Here is a 16,351-nt window from a genome sequence, read left to right as displayed (position 1 = left end):
GCCCGGCGCAGCGCCGGTCGTGCGGCCTTCGCGCTGTGGGCCGCCGCGTTCGACGCGGTCCGCGTCGGCGCTGCGCGTGTTCGCAGCACCTTCGCCGACGACGCGGATGCGCTCCGGCGCGCGGGCGGCCGGACCTTCGCGCGGCGTGCGCAGATTGGCCATCGCGTCCTCGCTGAGTCCGCGACCCGGCGTGCGCTGCAGCACGGCCTGACGCTCGGCGAACGGCACCGGCGCGGCCGGCGGCGCCGTGCGCGCGACCACGGCACGCTCGAACACTTCGCGCTGCGGCTTGGCCGTCGCCGCGCGTTCGCTGCCGATCACGCTGCGCGCATTCGGCGCGAAGGCGGCGATCGGCGTGACCTCGGCGCGCGCCGCCATGTCGCGGTTGACCGCGACCATCTGCTGGCGCACCGGACGCGAATTGACGAACGTGTCGCTCGACACCGCGGTCACCGCGCCGGCCACGTCGCGATTGAGGTAGTTCAGACGGCGCAGGTCGCGGCCGCCCGAATAGTCGTTGTAGACGTTCGTGATGTAGGTGTTGTTGATCACCGTGTTGGTGATGTTGACGTTGGTGAAGTAGTTGCGGCTCGCGCGGTACGGCGGCACGTAGACCTCGCGCGGACCCAGCGGGAACCAGCCGATCGGCCGGCCCGTGCTGACGCTGATGCTGAAGTTGCTGCCGCCGACGAACGCGACCAGCGCCGGCGCGTAGACCGGACGCACGCTGACCGGGCCCGGGATCCAGCCCCAGCGGTTGCGCACGTGGACCCAGCGGCCATAGTGGAACGGCGCGAAGCCCCAGTCGGCGGCGTCGACCCAGGTCCAGCCCCAGGGGTCCTGCCAGATCCAGCGGCCGTCGCGGTACGGCGCCCAGTCGACCGCGACGCGGCTCGGGAACCAGACGTTGCCGTATTCGGTGATTTCGCTCCAGGAACCATACTCGTCGAGATCTGAATAGCCGATCAGGTCTTCGGACACGTAGCGGCGCGAGACCGAGCGGTCGAAGCGTTCGTCGCGGTCCAGGCAGAAGCGGTCGAAATCGTCCGGACGCGGGATGTCGAACGCTTCATAGTCCTGCAGCGCCGTATCGTAGAAGCGGATCGCCTCGCCTTCGCGGACGCGGAAGTTCGCGCGCTCGCCGTGTGCTTCGCCGCCGCCGTCCCAGACGGCGACGGTCGTGTGGCGGCCGCGCGGGTCGACGTCGATGCGGTATTCGCCGGGACGTGAGATGACGAACGCGAGGGTCGGCGTGTCGACTTCGAAGATCTGCTCGGCATAGATGCGCCGCACGCGCAGATTCAGCGTGCCCTGGGTGATTTCCAGCTGTGCCGTGCGATCGTCGAGATTGAGGATCTGCAGGCTGGTGCCTTCATCGACGCGGAAGGTCGCGTTGCCGGCCTGCAGCTCGGCACGCGCGCCGCGGTCGGTCCAGAGCCGGTCGCCGCGGATGAGCGGACGGTTGCGCACGGCGGCGACCCATTGGTCCTCGCCGGCCGGCGAAAAGCTGACCTCGCCGCGGGTAAAGCTCAGCCGCGCGACGCGGCTGGGGGGATCTACGTATTCGGCGTGGGCGCCTACCGCAGCCAGCGCCAGCAGTGCGCCGCCCAGGATCGCCGCGAACCGCGTGAACATCGACATGAAAGTCTCCTCCGAATGAGCCGCCGGCGGATCCCCACGGGAGCCGCTGCGGCGCGACTATCTGAGCGTACGCTTGCTGAACGCATACCTGCCGCCCCGGCGAACAATCCGCCGGGTTTTCCACCGTTCAACAACGCTTTAGCGCCGCCTTTCCCGACCGGTATCCCCTCGCGGCCGCATTGCCCCCGCTGCCGCGGCTATGGCTAAATACCGCGGCCGCGGGCGTAGCTCAATGGTAGAGCTGTAGCTTCCCAAGCTACTGACGTGGGTTCGATTCCCATCGCCCGCTCCAGTTCGGCAATTCCCGGTCACCGAAAACGTCTGCGGCGCACGACACGCTCAGCCCGGGGCAGTCCGGCGGGACCGGAAGTCGGTGCAGCCGGCTTTGGCCTCGTCAGCCGACCGTCGGCAGATGATCGAGCAGCTTGTCGAGCGTGATCGGATAGTGCCGCACGCGGAAGCCGGTTGCGTTGTAGACGGCGTTGGCGACGGCGGCACCGACGCCGCAGATGCCGAGTTCGCCGACACCCTTGGCTTTCATCGGCGAGGAGATCGGATCGGTCTCGTCGAGGAAGATCACGTCCTGGTGCGGAATGTCGGCGTGCACGGGCACCTCGTAGCTCGCGAGGTCGTGGTTGACGAAGAAGCCGAGGCGCTTGTCGACGACGAGGTCTTCCATCAGCGCCGCGCCGACGCCCATCGTCATCGCGCCGATGACCTGGCTGCGCGCCGATTTGGGGTTGAGGATGCGGCCGGCCGCACACACCGCGAGCATGCGGCGCACGCGGATCTCGCCGGTGTGCGCGTCCACGCCGACCTCGCAGAAATGCGCGCCGAACGTCGACTGCTGGTATCGCTTGTCGAGTTCGCCGTATTCGATCGCGTCCTCGGCGACGAGTTCGCCGTCCTTGGCCGCCTGCGCGAGGGCCGAGCGGCGCTCGCCGGCGATCACCTGTCCGTCGGCGAACTCCGCTGTGCCGGCGTCGAGCCCGAGTTTCTGCGCGACGGCTTCGCGCAGCTTCACGCAGGCCGCATAGACACCCGACGTGGAGTTGTTCGCGCCCCATTGCCCGCCGGAGCCCGCCGACACCGGAAACGCCGAGTCGCCGAGGCGCACGACCACACGATCGAGCGGGACGCCCATCATCTCCGCGGCTGTCTGCGCGATGATCGTGTACGTGCCGGTGCCGATGTCGGTCATGTCGGTCTCGACGGTGACGATGCCGTTGCCGCCGAGGCGCACGCGGGCGCCGGATTTCGTCAGCAGGTTGTTGCGGAACGCGGCGGCCATGCCCATGCCGACGAGCCAGCGTCCGTCACGCACCTTGCCCGGCGCGGCGTTGCGCTTGCTCCAGCCGAAACGCTCGGCGCCGGTGCGCAGGCATTCGACGAGGCGCCGCTGCGAGAACGGGCGGCCGGGCTTTTCCGGATCGACCTGCGTGTCGTTGAGGATGCGGAACTCGACCGGATCGATGCCGAGCTTTTCCGCCATCTCGTCCATTGCCGCTTCGAGCACCATGAGGCCGGGCGCCTCGCCGGGCGCGCGCATCGCGTTGCCTTCGGGCAGGTCGAGCGTCGCGAGCCGCAGGCGCGTCACGCGGTTCTCGCCGGCATAGAGCAGGCGCGTCTGCTGCACGGCGACTTCGGGGCCGCCGCCGGGCAGGTCGCCCGACCAGCTCTCGTGCGCAATCGCCGTGAGCTTTCCGTCCCTGGTCGCGCCCAGGCGCACGCGCTGGATCGTCGCCGGCCGGTGTGTAGTGTTGTTGATCATCAGCGGGCGCTGCAGCGCGACCTTGACGGGGCGCTTCGCCGCCCGGGCGCCGAGCGCGGCGAGCAGCACGTCGGCGCGCAGGAACAGTTTGCCGCCGAAGCCGCCGCCGATGTACGGCGAGATCAGCCGCACGTTTCCCTTCGGAATGCCGAGCGTCGCGGCCATGTCGCCGACGCCCCAGGCGATCATCTGGTTCGACGTCCAGACGGTGAGCTTGTCGCCGTCCCAGGCAGCGATGGACGCGTGCGGTTCCATCATGGCGTGCGATTCGTCGGGCGTACCGTAGGTCGCGTCGAACTGCACGGGCGCGCGCTCGAACGCGGCGGCGAAGTCGCCGACCGCCGTGTCTTTTTCGTTCTTGCCGGTCGGCATCACGGCCGAGTCCTTCGCCCGCGCGAGATCGTAGGCGCCTTTACTCCGCACGTAATCGACGCGGATCGTCTGCGCGGCCGCGCGCGCCTGCTCGAAGGTTTCCGCCACGACCAGCGCGATCGCCTGGTGGTAGTGCTCGATCTCCGGGCCACCGAGCAGCCGGGCCGTGTTGAAATTGCCCTTGCCGAGCTTGCCGGCATTCTTCGCCGTGACGACGGCGAGCACGCCCGGCGCCTTGCGCGCGGCGCTGTCGTCGAGCAGATCGATGCGGCCCTTCGCGATGCCGGCGCCGACGATGTATCCGTAGGCTTGGTCGGGCACGACGTCATGGCGCTCGTAGGCATACGGCGCGGTGCCGGTGGTCTTCAGCGGACCGTCGATGCGGTCGGTCGGCTTTCCGACGATTTTGCCCTGATCGATCGGATTCGTCGTGGCGGGCTTGTCGAATTTCATGCCGGCCTCCGGGCGTCCACGAGCACGGCGGCGATCGTGCGTTCGGCCAGTGGCTTTTTGAACGCGTTGTCGGGCGTGGTCCTCGCGCCGTCGAGCAGGGCGGCGCTGACGGCTTTCGCGCCGCGCGGCAGCGCCGCGTCGGCCGCATCGACGCGCCAGGGCTTGTGTGCGACGCCGCCGAGCGCGATGCGGCCGCTGCCGTCGCGCTGGACGACTGCGGCGACCGACACCAGCGCGAACGCGTAGGACGAGCGGTCACGGACCTTGCGATAGACCTGCCGGCCGCCGGCGGGCTTCGGCAGGACGACCGCGGCGATCAGTTCGCCCGTCTGCAAGGTGTGCTCGATCTGCGGCGTCGTGCCCGGCAGCCGGTGCAGCTCGCCGATCGGAATGGTGCGCGTCTGTCCGTCCGGGCGGACGGTTTCGACGCTCGCGTCGAGTACGCTCAGCGCGACGGCCATGTCGCCCGGATACGTCGCGATGCAGGCGTCGCTGACGCCGAGTATCGCGTTGTGGCGGCTGAAGCCGCCGAGCGCGGCGCAGCCGCTGCCGGGATGGCGTTTGTTGCAGGCCTGGTCGGTGTCGTAGAAGTACGGGCAGCGCGTGCGCTGCAGCAGGTTGCCGGCGGTCGTCGCGCGGTTGCGCAATTGTCCCGACGCGCCTGCGAGCACGGCCCGCGCGAGCACCGCGTAGTCGCGCCGCACGCGCGGGTCGGCCGCGAGGTCGGTATTGCGCACGAGTGCGCCAATGCGCAGGCCGCCGTCGCCGGTCTCGGCTATCGTGTCGAGATCAAGGCCGTTGACGTCCACGAGATGCGCCGGCGTCTCGATCTCGAGCTTCATGAGATCGAGCAGGTTGGTTCCGCCGGCGATGAATTTCGCGCCGGGCGTGCCGGCGACGGCCGCTGCCGCTTCGGCCGGCGTGCGAGCGCGTTCGTAGCTGAAGGCTTTCACGTGAGCCCTCCGGCGACGTCGTCGATCGCGTCGAGGATGTTGGAGTAGGCGCCGCAACGGCAGAGGTTGCCGCTCATGCGCTCGCGGACTTCCGCCGCGCTCAGCGGTGGTGCCGCCGTCAGGTCTTCGGTGACATGGCTCGGTATGCCGTTCCTGATCTCCTCGAGCACGGCCACCGCCGAGCAGATCTGGCCCGGCGTGCAATAGCCGCATTGATAGCCGTCGTGCTTCACGAACGCAGCCTGCAGCGGATGCAGGCGCTGCGGCGTGCCGAGTCCTTCGATCGTCGTGATGCGCTCGCCATCGTGCATCACTGCAAGCGTCAGGCAGGAATTGAGCCGCCGTCCTTCGACGATGACCGTGCAGGCGCCGCACTGGCCGTGGTCGCAGCCCTTCTTCGTGCCGGTCAGGTGCAGGCGTTCGCGCAAGGCGTCGAGCAGGGTCGTGCGCGTGTCGAGCGCGAGCGTGTGCCGGCTGCCGTTGACGGCGAGGGTGACGTCGACGAGCACCGGCGCCGTCGCCGGCGCGGGCGCCGTGGTCTGCGCGGCCAGCACGACCGCGCCCGGCAGGACGGTCGCCGCGGCGGATGCGCCGCCTGCGATCAGCACCTGCCGGCGCGTCATCTTCAACGGAGAATTCTCGTCCATCGGATCGATCTCCTGACGCTACCGCGCGAAGCAGTTATCACGCGGCTCGTTAGTGGGTCGTGATCGTCTGGTCCGTTCTTCGGACCGGTCCTCACCGGAGTTTTCCAGCCAGGCGTGGCGGCACCGCGCCCGGCGATTGTCCGGCCCGCCATTCGCGCCGGCGGCGCGCGCTCGAAGACGCCGGGCGGGACGCCGCCAGCCGAGGCCGTTGGCGCACGCGTCGCGTGACGACGTCGTGCCACGTCGTGGCCGGCGCCGGACGGCCCTCGCGGCTTGCGCCTGAGATAACCGCCGCTCTTGCAGCAGTTGCAAGACGGGGCCGTCCATCACGGCCGGAGGCAGCCCGGTGGCGGCAACGCTGTTCATTTCGTATGCGCACAAGGACGAGGCGTACCGGCAGGAGCTGACCGATGCGCTGGAGCCGCTGGCCGGAAGCGGACTGCTCGACGTCTGGCACGACCGCCGCATGATCGCCGGCGACGACATCTTTCCGAACATCGCCGCGGCGCTCGAGCGGGCTCGCATCGTCGTGCTGCTCGTCAGCGAGGCGTTTCTCGGTTCCGAGGAATGCGCGCGCGAGATGTGGCGCGCGCTGGACAACCGGCGCAAACGCGGCACCGTCGTCGTGCCGGTGATCCTGCGCCGCTGCGACTGGCGCGGCGCGCCGTTCGGCAAGCTCAATGCGCTGCCGGTCGACGGCGTGCCGCTGGATCTGGCCGAAGACCGGGCGGCCGTGCTCGCGGCGATCGCCGCCGGCCTCGTCGCGGTCGCCGAGGATCTGGCCCGGTCCGATGCGGTGCGACGCCGGCGCCGACGCCGGTTGCTGGCCGCGGCCGCTTCCGCATTGCTGCCGCTCGTGCTGCGCTTCGGCCTGCCGTGGCGCACGAGCTCCGGTGCGGATCCGGTTCCGACCGATCTGACGATGCCCGGCGGGGTGTTCGTGCTCGCCGAGATCCGCGCGACCGCGCCCGACGGCAAGGCCTGGAACCCGCAGGCCGAAGGCGTCTGGAGATTGCCCGTGCCGCTGCTGTGCTTTCGCCAGACCGGCGACGCCAGCGAGGTCTGCCAGCCGAGTCCGTACGGCGAGATGCAGGGGCGCCAGCTTGGCCGGACCAATGCGAGCCACGTCGCAGAGAGCTATGCGGCGATGACCGGCTGGAACCGCACGTTTCTCGTGCGCCTGAAAAACCAGCTCGGCGCGGGCAAGCCGGTGCTCGGGCAAGGCGAATGCCGGTTCGGCGAGCCGTGCCGCATCCAGGCTGTCGGCGACGCGTCCGTCACGATCGCCGAGGTGCTGGTATTGCCCGCGCTCGACGCGACGGATGCGGCGCAGCGGCGCTATCTGGAGCGTTGCGTCGGCGACGGCAGCCTACTCGTGCAGCAGTGGCGCGTGCTGTCGACGCTCGCCGGAACCGGGGCGGATCGGGAGCGCCTGAGCTACGGCGCTCTCGCGCTGCGCTATGCCGCCCTCGACGGATTCGAGCTGAGCGCCAATGTGCTCGATGCGCTGCTCGAAGGCCGGCCCGCGGCTTTCGCTTCGGCCGGCGTGCGCGACGCGCCGTTCCGTGCCCAGCTCTGGCTGGCGGCCGTCATGCGCGACGACGGCGTCGCGCCGTCGTCGTCGGCATACGTCGATGTCGCGCTGCTGCTGCCGCGCCTGCGCGACAGCCTGCAGGTGCGGGGTTCCGGCGCCGCGTCCTCCGGTACCTGCGATCACGCCGGAGAACCGCCCGTCGCGCCTCAGCCTTCGTCGGCCTCGTAGCGTTCGTGCAGCTTGACCGGTTCCACCGGCTGCTGCGCGCGGCGCCGTATCCAGAGATTGATCAGCTCGACGAAGACCGAGAACGCCATCGCCGCGTAGATGTAGCCCTTCGGAATCTTCTGGCCGAAGCCGTCGGCCATGAGCACGAGGCCGATCATGATCAGGAAGCTCAGCGCGAGCACCTTGACCGTCGGGTGGCGCTCGACGAACTCGCCGATCGGCCGCGCGAACAGCAACATGAACGCGATCGAGATCAGGATGGCCGCGAACATGACCCAGCGCTGCTCGACCATGCCGACGGCGGTGATGATCGAATCCAGCGAGAACACGATGTCGAGCAGCATGATCTGCACGATGACGCCGCCGAAGCTGGCCGCGGCCGTGCCGGGACCGACGTGCTCGGACGCGCCTTCGAGCTTCTGGTGGATCTCGTGCGTGGCCTTGCCGATCAGGAACAGGCCGCCGCCGATCAGGATCAGGTCGCGCCAGGAAATCGCGTGGCCGAACACGGCGAACAGCGGCGCGGTCAGGCTGACGATCCAGGAGATCGCGAACAGCAGGGCCAGACGGGTGATCGCGGCCAGCGCGATGCCGAGGCGGCGGGCCCGGTCGCGCTGGTCGACCGGCAATTTGCCCGCGAGTATCGAGATGAAAATGATGTTGTCGATGCCGAGCACGAGTTCCAGCGCCGTCAGGGTGGCCAGCGCGATCCAGATTTCGGGGTGGGCCAGCATTTCCATGACGCTCTCCGGGCGGTATGACGGGGCAGGGCACACAGACCCGCGCTGCACGCGGGATGCGTGGTGCGGGCGACGTTCGTGGATGACGGGAGTCCTGCGCCGCCGCGACCGGCCGCGCCGCCGACGTCCGCTGCCGCCTGCGGCGGCGCTGCGTCGACCCGGATTCCCCGCGCCGGCAGCCTAGCATCGGCCGGTGTGAAGTCCTCGCGAGGATGGCGGACGCGGCCTGGGCCGCGGAGCGCCGCGGCGCCGGTCCGCGGCCGTCGCGCGGCGATAGCTCCGGCAACCGCATTCTTGCTATCGTCGCGCGTCGCCGCGGCCGCGCCGGGTGGGATGCAGCCTGTCGCAGCGCCGCCGCGGAATCCATCTCCGGCTCCGGTACCGCGGCAGGATCGCCGCCTTCTCGCAACGCCTGCGCGGTTCCGACGCGCCCTCGCGGGTCGTCGGCGCTCGGAAGATTTCGTATGAACATTGCAATATTGTCGCGTAATTCAAAGCTGTACTCGACGCGACGGCTCGTCGAGGCCGGGCGCGAGCGCGGCCACCGCGTGCGCGTGCTCGATCCGCTGCGCTGCTACATGCGTATCGCGCCGGGCGAATTCAGCATCCACTACAAGGGCAAGCGCCTGGCCGACTACGCCGCAGTGATCCCGCGCATCGGCGCGTCGATCACGTTCTACGGCACGGCCGTGCTGCGCCAGTTCGAGATGATGGGCGTCTACACGCCGAACGGCTCAGACGCGGTGCTGCGCGCGCGCGACAAGCTGCGCTGCCTGCAGCTGCTCGCGCGCCAGGAAGTCGGCATGCCCGACACCGTGTTCGGCGACAACCCCGACGACACGGCCGATCTGCTCGCGCTGCTCGGCGACCCGCCGCACGTGATCAAGCTCAACGAAGGGTCGCAGGGGCAGGGCGTGCTGCTGGCAGAGAAGCGCTCGTCGTCGCAGAGCGTGATCGAGGCGTTCCGCGGGCTGTATGCGAACTTCCTCGTGCAGGAGTTCATCAAGGAAGCCAAGGGCGCGGACATCCGCTGCTTCGTCGTCGGCGGCAAGGTCGTCGCGGCGATGCGGCGCCAGGCGCGCGCCGGCGAGTTCCGCTCGAACCTGCACCGCGGCGGCAGCGCGAGCGAGGTGGAGCTGTCCGCGCGCGAGCAGGAGGTCGCCATCCTCGCCGCGCGAACGATGCAGCTCAACGTCGCCGGCGTCGACCTGCTGCGTTCCAAGCGCGGTCCGCTCGTGCTCGAGGTCAATTCTTCGCCGGGCCTGGAAGGCATAGAGGCGGCGACTTCCGTCGACGTCGCCGGCGCGATCATCGACTACGTCTGCGCGGCCGCGCTGCGGCGCAAGCGTCGCGGCGTCTGATCGAGCGACGCGGCTTCGCCGCATGTGCCATTGGTCGTGCGCGGCGCTTTTCTTTCGTCAATGAATGTCATCGTACGAAGGTTGCCGTTGACAAGCGCCGGCCGCCTTACCTAGCATCGCCCGGCCGCTGTCTCATGCTGATATCCGAAGACGGTAGGCAGGGGGCATGGGTATCTGACGGTTGAGACGGAGTGAGCGACGTGAAGCGTTTTGCCAAGGCTGTTGTGTTCGCTGTGGGTATGTCGCTGGCCATGGGCTCCATGGCGGCGGAAAAGCTGGATCCGGCCCTGCAGGCCGTGACCAAGGAAAAATTCGACGACCAGGCCGCGGCGATCCGCCAGCAGATGAAGGCCGGCGGTCGCTGGGAGTTCGTCGACACCGCCGAGCGCGCCCAGGTCAACACGCGTCTCGACGAGATCGCGGCGCTGCTCGCCAAGAGCAACTCGGTCGACGAGATGAGCCGCGAGGACAAGGGCAAGCTGCTCGAGGCCCAGGAAGACGTCAACGCGGTCCTGACCAAGAAGGACGGCCGCCGCCTGATCTGCCAGCAGGTCGCGCCGACCGGTTCCAACCGCAAGCAGAAGCAGTGTTCCACGTTCGCAGAGCGCGAACGCCAGCGCCGCGACGCGCGGGACTTCCTGCGCAGCACCGGCGACGACGGCGTCCGCACCAATTGATGGCGGGCAAGGGCGGCGCCGGCACGACCGGCCGCCGCCCTCTTTTTTCCTGCTTGCCCGACGTCGCCGGCTGCGGCATGCTGTACGAAGTCATTCGTTGAGGTGGCCGCCGTGACGACCCGCCGCGTTTCCGATCTACCCAAGCCTACCGAGGCCGAACTGGCCATTCTCGGCGTCCTCTGGGACCGCGGCAGCGGTACGGTCCGCGACGTGCACGAGGCCCTCTACGCCCATGAAGGCGGCGGCTATACGACGGCGCTGAAGCTCATGCAGGTCATGCACGCCAAGGGGCTGGTCGAACGCGACGACTCCCAGCGCGCACACGTGTTCCGTGCCGTCGTAAGCAAGGAACGCACCCAGAAACGCTTTCTGTCCGACATCGTCGACCGCGTGTTCGACGGTTCGGCTTCGCAGCTCGTGCTGCATGCGCTCGGCAGCCAGAGCGCCTCGCGTGAAGAACTCAAGGAAATCCGTCAGTTGCTGAATCGCCTGGACCGGGAGTCCAAGTGATGGACGCCGCCGTCGGGGGACTGGCATCCGGCGTGCACCTGCTCGGCCTGGTGCTGCTGCATTTTCTCTGGCAGGGCGCGCTGATCGGCGCCGCCTACGGCCTGCTGCGCCGCCACCTGGCCGCCGGCACGCCGCGCTATACGCTCGGTCTCGTCGGTTTCGCGCTGCTGACCGTCGCGCCGATCGTGACTGCGTTCGTGCTGTATGCCGATGCTGCTGCGACCGAGCCGTTCGCCGCGCTGACCGCGGCGCCGGCCGCCGCCGCGGCGACGTTCGCAGCCGAGCCGCAGGGCCTGCTGCAGCAGTGGACCGACTATCTGCCCTGGCTCGTCGCGCTCTGGGGCTGCGGCGTCGTCGTGCTGAGCCTGCGCGCGCTGCTGCACTGGCAGGGTCTCAATCGGCTGATCCGCGAAGGCTCGCCGCTGCCGGAATGGAGCGGGCGCCTGGCCGGGCTCTGCGCCCGCTTCGGCCTCGGCAAGGTCGGCCTGCTGTATTCCACGAAGATCGAGACGCCGACCCTGGTCGGCTGGATACGCCCGGTCATCCTGCTGCCGGCCGCCGTCGCGCTGCGCTTCCCGGCAGCCCAGATCGAGCTGATCCTGGCCCATGAGCTCGGCCATCTGCGCCGCTGGGACCACCTGGTCAATCTGGCCCAGGTCGTCGTCGAGACGGTGCTGTTCTATCACCCGGTCGTGCACTGGATCTCGCGCGACCTGCGCGATCAGCGCGAGATCTGCTGCGACGAACTCGTGCTGCGCATGAGCCAGGCCAATCCGCGCGATTACGTCGCGACCCTGGCCGATCTCGAACAACTGCGCCTCGACGGCCCCGGCGCGCTCGCGCTGCAGGCCACCGGCGGCGTACTGCTCGAACGCGTGCAGCACATCGCGAAGCTGCCGACGACGCGGCTGGACCTGCGCGCACCGGTGCGCCTGCTGCCGCTGTTCGTGGTCGGTCTGGCCGTCATCGTGCTCGGCTATGCGCAGCGCTCCGCCTGGGAAAACGCAAACATGCTCGCGCTGCTTGCTCCGCAGCCGCTGCGCGAACTGCTGCTGCGCGACCAGGCCGGCATCACTGCCGCGCCGATCGCCGTCGCCGACATGATCGGTGACCGCCGCGGGGTGCGCCTGCCGCGTCTGCCGATCCTGGCCGAACCGGCCGTCGTCGAGCCCGTCGCGCCGGCCCTCACGGCGGCACCGCCCGCCGCGCTGCCGATCACGCAGACCGCGCCGCCGAGCGAGGCGCCGGCCGTGGCCAGCCTCGTCGAGACCGCGCCGGTCAAGCCGCTGCCGGCCGCCGTGCCGGCTCCGAGCCCGGCCTCCGACGCGACGCCGGCCGCGCCGCAGACCCTGGATACGGTCGTGGCGATCCGCGAACCGATGGCCGCGCACGCCGTGCAGCCGCTATACCCCGAGCGCGCGCTGCTGCGCGGCATCGAGGGCAGCGTGCGTCTGTCCTACTACGTCGACGAGGACGGCCGCGTGCGCGACGTGCGCGTGGAACAGTCCAACCCGCCGACCGTATTCGACTCGGCCGCCCTCAGCGCGCTGCGCAAATGGCGCTTCGTGCCGGGCAGCTTCGAGGCGGGCTCGCGCCGCTATTCGCGCCTGTTCGTGTTCGCGCTCGAAGGCGGCGCGCCTCTGCCGGCCGGCAGTGCGATCGAGGAAGCGACGACCCTCGAAGCCGGCGACTGCCGCACGATCACCGGTTCGCGCATCTGCCGCCGTGCCGGCGACAGCGCTTCGCCGGTCACCGAGATCCCGGCGCTGAACTGAGCGCCTCGCGGCCGGCCCGGCGCCCTGCCGGAGCCGGCCGCCCGATGCAGCGCGTCGGAACTTCAGCCGTCATCGCGGCTCGCTACGCCAGCGCATTGATACTTAACGTGTCTCTCAACGGCACTTAACGCCGATTTAAGCCGCGTTTTTCTAGAGTTGCACCCACTGTACTCCTGCGAACACTCCTGGTCAGGTCGTGACTAGCAGACTACGGTAATCGGGGCAGTAGCTATTTGGCCCAAGCGAGGTGCGTTCCCCCAATGGCACCTCCTTGGGCCAATCTTTTATGGCCGTCCGCGCCGCTCGTCGCTCCCCCCGTACACTTCCTCCCGCGTTCCGGCGCATTCCTTCCGAACCGGCGCATCCCTTTCCGAAATGGAGTTCGTTAAGCTAGGCCCATGCGCGTACTCGTGATCGAAGACAACCGGGACATCGCGGCCAACATCGGCGACTTCCTCGAAGACAAGGGCCACGTCGTCGACTTCGCCGGCGACGGTGTCACGGGCCTGCATCTGGCCGTCGTCAACGAATTCGATGCAATCGTGCTCGACCTCACCCTGCCAGGCATGGACGGTCTGGAGGTCTGCCGCAAGCTGCGCCAGGAGGCGCGCAAGCAGACGCCGGTGCTCATGCTGACCGCGCGCGACGCACTCGACCACAAGCTGTCCGGTTTCGATTCCGGCGCCGACGACTACATGACCAAACCGTTCGCGCTGCAGGAACTCGAAGCGCGCCTGCTCGTGCTCGCGCGGCGCGGCAAGGGCCCGCAGAGCCGCGTGCTGCAGGTCGCCGACCTCAGCTTCAATCTCGACACCTTGACGGTGACCCGCGCCGGCAAGCAGATCCCGCTGAACCCGATCGGCCTGAAGCTGCTGCAGTTCCTCATGGAAGCGAGCCCGTCCGTGGTCACGCGCCAGGATCTCGAACACCGCGTCTGGGGCGAGGAACTGCCCGACAGCGACTCGCTGCGCGTGCACATCCACGGCCTGCGCGCGGCGCTCGACAAGCCGTTCGACAAGCCGTTGATCCAGACCCGCCACGGCATCGGCTATCGCATGGCCGACCCCGACGCCGCCAGCAGCTGACCGGATCATCGGGGGAGACCGCGCCGCCGCCGGGCTCTTGACCTCGGCCGCCGGCCGGGTCAAAAGCAGGTTCCGCTTCATACAGAGATTCGTCCGTGCGCTACCGCCGCCGGCTCCGCAGCCGCATCGTCATCTCCTTCGGCCTGTTCGGCATGGCGCTCACGGCGCTGTTCGCGCTGGCCGTCATCGGCCTGCGCGGCACGCTCGAAGACCAGCTGATCAATGCGTCGCTGCAGGACGGCGTCAACAAGTTCCTCGATTTCAAGCGCGAGCACCCGGAAGAGGGCGCGCAGTTCCCGTTCTCGGCGGTCACGGCGCTGATCGTCAGCGAGCGCAAGTTCGCCAACGTGCCGTTCGCCTGGCAGAAGTACGGCACCGGCGTCTACGACATCCGCGAGCCCGACGAGCACGGCCGCGAGCGGCCGTACAAGCTGGCGGTGCGCAAGGAAGCCGATCTCTGGGCGTTCTACCGTTACGACGTCGCCAAGGAAGAGCTCGGCGAACGCCAGCTCGTGACCGCGCTGGTCGCCGCGGTGCTCGTGTTCTCGCTGCTCGCGTTCCTGCTCGGCTACTGGTCGGCGCGCCGCGTCATGCGGCCGGTCGCCGATCTGGCCGAGCGCCTGCGCGCGTTCAAGAACGGCGCGCCGGCGGAAGATCTGGCGTCGCACTACGCCAACGACGAAGTCGGCGAGCTGGCCGCGGCGCTGGACGACTACCGCAGCCGCCTGACCGAGATGGTCGAGCGCGACCGCGAGTTCAATGCCGACGTCAGCCACGAGCTGCGCACGCCGCTCGCGGTCATCGCGACCACGGTGGAGCTGCTGCTGGCCGCGCCGAACCAGAGCGAGAAGACGCGCGACCGTCTCAAGCGCATCGAGCGCGCTTCGCGCCAGTCGACCGAGCTGACCGAAGCCCTGCTGCTGCTGTCGCGGCGCCAGCGCGAAGCGCCCAGCGACGGCGAGACCACCGATGTCGTGCGCGTGGCCGAGCAGGTCGTCGAGGTCAATCGCACGCACCTGGCCAACAAGCCGGTCGAGGTCGTGCTCGAGGTCGACGGGCCGCTGGAGGTCGTCGCGCCGTCGTCGGTGGTCGCCGTCGCGCTGACGAATCTCGTCGGCAACGCATTCAAGTACACGCCCTCGGGCGAAGTGCGTGTGCGCATCGGCGACGGCAAGGTCGTCGTCGAGGATTCCGGCCCAGGCATCAAGATCGAGGACGCCGAGCGCCTGTTCGAGCGCGGCTACCGCGGCGAAGGCGCGACCGGCAAGGGCGCCGGCCTCGGCCTGGCCATCGTGCGCCGGCTCTGCGAGCTGTATGACTGGAAGGTGTCGCTGCGGCCGCGGCCGCAGGGCGGCGCGGCGGCGACCCTGGACTTCCGCCTGCGCCGCGGCTGAAGCCGCGGCGCGTCGCTGTCGCCGTCGCCTCAGGCGTCCAGCGGTTCGAGCCAACCGTGGCGGTCCGGGGTCTTGCCCTGGAACAGGCCGAAGAACAGGTCCTGGATACGGCCCGTCAGCGGGCCGGGCTTGCCGTCGCCGACCGGCTTGCCGTCGACCGAGCGGATCGGCGTGATTTCGGCCGCCGTGCCGACCATGAACAGCTCGTCGCAGAGATACAGGTATTCGCGCGGCAGGTCGCGCTCGACGACCGGGATGCCGTTGTCGCGCGCGAGCGTCATGACCGAATGCCGCGTGATGCCGTTGAGGATCGCGCTGGCCACCGGCGTCGTGTGCAGCGCGCCGTCGAAGACCAGGAACAGGTTCTCGCCGGCGCCTTCGCTGAGCAGGCCGGTCGACGCCAGCGCGATGCCTTCGCCGAAGCCGAGGCGCCGCGCCTCGCGCGCGATCAGCTGGCCCGACAGGTAGTTGCCGCCGGCCTTCGCGCCAGCCGGAATGGTGTTCGGCGCGAAGCGCTGCCAGCTCGACACACAGGCGTCGATGCCGCGTTCGAGCACGTCCGGGCCGAGATACGGGCCCATTTCCCATGTCGCCACGACCACGTCGGTCGGTGTTTCCGCCGACAGGCCGAAGCCGCCGAGGCCGCGATAGGCGAGCGGCCGCAAATACGCTTTGCGCAAATTGTTGGCCTTGATGACGTCGCGGCAGGCGGCGTTGATCTCGGCCAGGGTGTAGGGCATGGCCAGGTCGTAGATCTTGGCCGACTGGAACAGGCGCTTGTTATGGTCAGTCAGGCGGAAGATCTGCGGCCCGGACGGGGTTTCATAGCAGCGTATGCCCTCGAACACCGAAGAGCCGTAGTGCAGGGCGTGCGACATGACGTGGGTGGTCGCCTCGGCCCAGGGCTTGATGCGACCGTTCTGCCAGATGAATTCGGGGTATTGCATGGCCATGGCGGGTATTCCGGGCGGGCGAAGGCGGCAAGCCTAGCGGCTGCGCGCGCTGCTTGCCTAGCGCGGCGGCCGGAATAAGGCCCGGGAGACGAGGCGGGAGCGGCGGCCAATACCGTGCCGAATCTGCCAAATCGGTCACGAAAAGAGACAATTGTTCACGACGTTGGTTTAGCATACGGCGCAGCAGGGCGAAATTGCGGCCGATCGAGGGGGAAACCGGGAGGCGAGGGGAGCTTGCCACCGGCTCGGCATTACCC

At 69.2% G+C, this 16,351-nt stretch carries 13 protein-coding genes and 1 tRNA gene; 8 read left to right on the top strand and 6 right to left on the bottom strand.

Features of this window, described 5'->3' with window-relative positions; translation table 11 throughout:
- Positions 1-1,641 (bottom strand): DUF6600 domain-containing protein (locus NON22_RS01420; protein ID WP_257385108.1); only part of this gene is annotated, 1,641 nt, incomplete at its 3' end.
- 218 nt (positions 1,642-1,859) lie between these two features.
- Here NON22_RS01420 and NON22_RS01415 point away from each other — a divergent pair.
- A tRNA-Gly gene (locus NON22_RS01415) sits at positions 1,860-1,933 on the top strand.
- 102 nt (positions 1,934-2,035) lie between these two features.
- On the opposite strand, the gene paoC is transcribed toward NON22_RS01415, so the two are convergent.
- The 3 genes from paoC to paoA are packed head-to-tail and all read right to left on the bottom strand — an operon-like array spanning position 2,036 to position 5,837.
- Positions 2,036-4,237 carry an aldehyde oxidoreductase molybdenum-binding subunit PaoC gene (paoC, locus tag NON22_RS01410; protein ID WP_257385107.1) on the bottom strand — a complete coding sequence of 734 codons (2,202 nt, stop codon included), beginning with the start codon at positions 4,235-4,237 and terminating at the stop codon, positions 2,036-2,038.
- Positions 4,234-5,190, bottom strand: a complete 957-nt coding sequence (locus NON22_RS01405) for an FAD binding domain-containing protein (RefSeq protein WP_257385106.1) — start codon at positions 5,188-5,190, stop codon at positions 4,234-4,236. The genes paoC and NON22_RS01405 overlap by 4 nt, the downstream gene beginning before the upstream one ends.
- The gene (gene paoA / locus NON22_RS01400; RefSeq protein ID WP_257385105.1) at positions 5,187-5,837 is read right to left on the bottom strand and encodes an aldehyde dehydrogenase iron-sulfur subunit PaoA; all 651 of its coding nucleotides are present in this window, start codon (positions 5,835-5,837) and stop codon (positions 5,187-5,189) included. The genes NON22_RS01405 and paoA overlap by 4 nt, the downstream gene beginning before the upstream one ends.
- Before the next feature lie 346 nt (positions 5,838-6,183).
- Here paoA and NON22_RS01395 point away from each other — a divergent pair, with 346 nt between their 5' ends.
- Entirely contained in the window at positions 6,184-7,599 is a 1,416-nt protein-coding gene (locus tag NON22_RS01395; RefSeq protein ID WP_257385104.1) for a toll/interleukin-1 receptor domain-containing protein, read from the top strand.
- On the opposite strand, the gene NON22_RS01390 is transcribed toward NON22_RS01395, so the two are convergent.
- Positions 7,578-8,339 (bottom strand): TerC family protein, encoded by a 762-nt coding sequence (locus NON22_RS01390; protein WP_257385103.1) that lies wholly within the window; start codon positions 8,337-8,339, stop codon positions 7,578-7,580. The genes NON22_RS01395 and NON22_RS01390 overlap by 22 nt on opposite strands.
- Before the next feature lie 464 nt (positions 8,340-8,803).
- On the opposite strand from NON22_RS01390, the gene rimK reads away from it, so the two are divergent.
- From rimK to NON22_RS01360, 6 genes are all read left to right on the top strand, one after another.
- The gene (rimK, locus tag NON22_RS01385) at positions 8,804-9,700 is read left to right on the top strand and encodes a 30S ribosomal protein S6--L-glutamate ligase (RefSeq protein ID WP_257385102.1); all 897 of its coding nucleotides are present in this window, start codon (positions 8,804-8,806) and stop codon (positions 9,698-9,700) included.
- A 200-nt stretch (positions 9,701-9,900) separates the two neighbouring features.
- On the top strand, positions 9,901-10,377 hold the full coding sequence (locus NON22_RS01380) for a hypothetical protein (protein WP_257385101.1): 477 nt from the start codon (positions 9,901-9,903) through the stop codon (positions 10,375-10,377).
- A 111-nt stretch (positions 10,378-10,488) separates the two neighbouring features.
- Entirely contained in the window at positions 10,489-10,887 is a 399-nt protein-coding gene (locus NON22_RS01375; protein ID WP_257385100.1) for a BlaI/MecI/CopY family transcriptional regulator, read from the top strand.
- Positions 10,887-12,662: a M56 family metallopeptidase gene (locus NON22_RS01370; protein ID WP_257385099.1), complete on the top strand. Its 1,776-nt coding sequence runs from the start codon at positions 10,887-10,889 to the stop codon at positions 12,660-12,662. The genes NON22_RS01375 and NON22_RS01370 overlap by 1 nt, the downstream gene beginning before the upstream one ends.
- A gap of 398 nt (positions 12,663-13,060) precedes the next feature.
- A complete protein-coding gene (locus tag NON22_RS01365; RefSeq protein WP_257385098.1) occupies positions 13,061-13,747 on the top strand; it encodes a response regulator transcription factor in 687 nt (228 codons plus the stop codon).
- A gap of 95 nt (positions 13,748-13,842) precedes the next feature.
- A complete protein-coding gene (locus NON22_RS01360) occupies positions 13,843-15,141 on the top strand; it encodes a sensor histidine kinase (RefSeq protein ID WP_257385097.1) in 1,299 nt (432 codons plus the stop codon).
- 29 nt (positions 15,142-15,170) lie between these two features.
- On the opposite strand, the gene NON22_RS01355 is transcribed toward NON22_RS01360, so the two are convergent.
- Positions 15,171-16,094: a branched-chain amino acid transaminase gene (locus tag NON22_RS01355; protein ID WP_257385096.1), complete on the bottom strand. Its 924-nt coding sequence runs from the start codon at positions 16,092-16,094 to the stop codon at positions 15,171-15,173.
- Positions 16,095-16,351 lie beyond the last annotated feature (257 nt).

Origin of the sequence: Tahibacter caeni (assembly GCF_024609805.1) — a bacterium.
Taxonomy (GTDB): Bacteria; Pseudomonadota; Gammaproteobacteria; order Xanthomonadales; family Rhodanobacteraceae; genus Tahibacter; species Tahibacter caeni.
Note: the sequence above shows the minus strand (reverse complement) of the source record. Positions and strands in the feature narration are given on the sequence as shown.